This is a genomic window from Candidatus Frankia alpina, from assembly GCF_902806485.1.
In the GTDB taxonomy this organism is placed as follows: Bacteria; Actinomycetota; Actinomycetes; order Frankiales; family Frankiaceae; genus Frankia; species Frankia alpina.
Window position 1 is genome coordinate 1 of record NZ_CADCWT010000375.1, and the last position, 3,228, is coordinate 3,228.

Sequence of the window (3,228 nt, forward strand, 5' to 3'; positions counted from 1 at the left end):
CTGACCAGTTACAACTCGGGAATCCCCAACAAGGCATTCTACCTCGCCGCGATCGCGCCCGGCGGGCACGCGTGGGAGCGGGCCGGCCGCATCTGGTACGAGAGCCTGCGCTCGCCGCAGGTTCGGCCGAACGCGACCTTCCGCTCGTTCGCAGCGGTGACGAGCCACCAGGCCAGCATACTGTTCGGCGCGGCCGAGCGCAAGGCCGTCGTCGAGGCGTGGCACGATGTCGGCATCGCGGTCTGACGCCGCCAGGACCGCATAAATCCCGCGAATCCGTATGTAATCCCCAGACTCGGCACAGGCTCCCCACAGCGGGGCCCAGCAGCGTGTTCACCTGCCGACGCGCTCACACCGGCGGTCCCGCTGTCTCGAGGAGGAGCATGAACGACGTCAGGACGACCCGGTACGCGTGCCGAGACGGCATCGCGACACGGCGGCACCGGCTCATCCTGCCGTTGCTGACAGTCACCCTGGCGGCCGCGCTGACGGGATGCGGGGGCGGCGGGAGCGACTCGGCGACCGCCGCGGCCTCGGCGGTGACCCCTTTCACGGGGGCGACTTCCGGCACGGGGACGACTTCCGGCACAACGACTCCCGCCGCAGGTGGGACGGACGCGATGGCCTCCTACCGGACCTGCCTCGCGAACAACGGGGTGACGCTGCCGACTCCGGGTGCTGGCGCGGCGGGAGGCGCGCCAGCACAGGGCGCCCGTCCGAGCGGCGCCCCGCCGTCGGGCGCGCCGAACGGCGGCGGGGGCCCCGGTGCCGGCGGTGGACCCGGCGGCGCTGTGGGCCCGGGCTCGACCGCTGCACCGCCCGGCGTGGAGCCGACACCTGGCGTACCGCTCGGGCCGCCTGTGCGTCGCTGGCGCCCACCGCCCCGGCGGCGACCCCGGGGGCAGCGGCCGCGAGCTGACCCACGCGCTGACACCGCGCCGCCTACGCGGAGGCCGACGGGGGTCGCTGCCGGGACCGGTCCGATGCCGGGATGGTCGCCTGCGGGGCTGACGGCCGCACCGCGGCGGCCCGGGACCGGAGCAGCTCGGACATCTTCGCCGCCGGCAGCGGTACCGAGATCGCCTCGCCCTGGAGCAGATCGCAACCAAGGTCGATCATCATCGCAAGCGTGCGCTCGTCCTCGATGCCCTCGCCGACCACCCGCAGCCCGAGCCGGTGACCCAGGTCGAGCACCGAGCGCACGATCGCGGCGTCGGGCAGGCTGCCGCGGGCATCCGTGACGAAACCACGGTCGATCTTGACCTCGTCGAACGGGAGCGCCTTGAGGATCTCCATGGAGCTGTAGCCGGTGCCGAAGTCGTCCAGGGACAGTGCGACCCCCTGCGTGCGCAGCTCGTTCAGCATCGTGGCCGCCCGGGCCGGCTGGGTGACCAGCGCACTCTCCGTGATCTCCAGGGTGAGGACGTCGCTGGCCAGGCCGTGGGCCGCCAGCGAGCCGGCGACGACCTGCGGCAGGTCGTCGAGCACCAGCATCCGGGCGGAGAGGTTCACCGAGACCGGCAGGTACAGGCCCTCTCGAGCCCAGGCGGCGCACTGGCGTAGCGCCTCGTCGAGAACCCAGCGGGTCAGATCGGCGATCAGCGGCGAGCGTTCGGCGACGGGTAGGAACACCCCCGGCGCCAACAGCCCCCGGGTCGGATGGTGCCAGCGCAGCAGCGCCTCCGCGCCGACGATCTCGCCCGAGCGCGCCGACTGCAACGGCTGGTAGAACAACAGCAGCTCGCTGCGGATGATCGCGTTGCGCAGCTGCGCGTACAGCGCGATCTCCTCGGGCCGCACCCCGGTGATGCCGGGATCCCACAACCCGAGGCTCTTCCCCACCCGCTTGGCCCGTAGCAGCGCCGAGTCGGCGCAGGTCAGCAACCCGCCCATGGTGGCGCTGTCACGGGGGGCCACGGCGATCCCGACGGAGGCATCCACCTCGACGTCGACGCCGCAGACCTGGAAGGGACCCTGGATCTGGCGCAGAACCTGCTGCCCGAGCGCCCAGCGCCACTTCGTCTCCGCCGGGGTGGACGCGGCCAGCGCCGCATCCGGTCGGCGTGACGCGGCAGCCACCGTCGCCGGGGCCGGCATCCCCTGGAAGACCAGGGCAAACTCGTCCCCGCCGGCGCGACCGACGAACGCCGGCCTCGGTTCGAGCGTGGCAAGCGCCCGCGCGATGATCTGCAACAGCCGGTCGCCGCCGACGTGCCCCAACGCATCGTTGATTTCGTGGAACCGATTGATGTCGACAAGGACCAGGATCGCCTCCCGTCCGGCCGCCTGGATCTCCGCAACGGCCCTTTCGCCGCGTTCAAGGGTGCCCGCCCGGTTGGCTAGGCGGGTGAGCGGGTCCATGTAGCTCTGCAGCAGACCCGCGCGGAACAAACCTTTCACGATCGATCCGGCCGCGATCGTACAGATCGCCGCGGACACCGCGGGGCCGGCGGTCTCGTTCAGGTCGCCGCCGACCGCCACTCCGGCCGCGAGCGCCCCGATAATCATGGCGATGACCAGAATCGCACCGGGGATTGTAAAGAGAGCAACATACGCGCACATCGGCGGAAACCAGACCAGATACATTGCGGTCTGGCGGCCGGAGGTGGACGCGGCGAGGCCGAGGCCGAGCGAGATGGCGAGAGAGGCGACGGCGAACAGCGGCACCCAGGCCCAACGTGGTTTCGCCATCCACCCGATCAGGATGTTGACCGTCGCGATCAGTACCCCGACCCAGGTCTCCCAGCGCAGATAGCCCGGCGAACCGGGCACGACGGCGGCGAGCAGGAAGAGCACGACGGCGCCGGTCGGCGCGACGACGAGGAAACGCCGGCGGTCGGCGTGCGAACCACCGCTGAACACGAGCCGCATCCCTTCCCCACCGCTCCACCAGCCCACGGGACGTGTCTGGCCCACGGATCGAACCTGGCCGGGCGTCCCCCGGCCAGGCCTGTCCCGGCGGACCCCGACGCCCAGCCGCAGGAAACGGCCGGCATCGCAGCCTCCTGCCGAGCCGGTCGTTCCCGCCGTGGTAGGACGGCGGGAATATCTGCTGTGCCGACATTCGGCAGAAAGACGGCAGGCCGCGCCGGCCGGCGACGATCCGGGACCGAGATCACCACCCGTGACGCTACGAGATCCGGGTCAGGCTTTCTTCAACATAGTCGGTGGAGCGGAGCGAGTAACATGCACCCGATACATTGAGCCATTCCCGGCGTCGATTTGTGA

Annotated in this window: 2 protein-coding genes; one reads left to right on the forward strand and one right to left on the reverse strand. The window is 71.2% G+C overall.

Annotated elements, in window-relative coordinates; genetic code table 11:
* Positions 1 to 246: M4 family metallopeptidase (locus G6R25_RS22820; protein ID WP_205447375.1), on the forward strand; the 246-nt coding region annotated here is incomplete at its 5' end.
* Between the two features lie 696 nt (positions 247 to 942).
* Here G6R25_RS22820 and G6R25_RS22825 read toward each other — a convergent pair.
* Positions 943 to 2,916 carry a putative bifunctional diguanylate cyclase/phosphodiesterase gene (locus tag G6R25_RS22825; RefSeq protein ID WP_235949472.1) on the reverse strand — a complete coding sequence of 658 codons (1,974 nt, stop codon included), beginning with the start codon at positions 2,914 to 2,916 and terminating at the stop codon, positions 943 to 945.
* Positions 2,917 to 3,228: the final 312 nt, after the last annotated feature.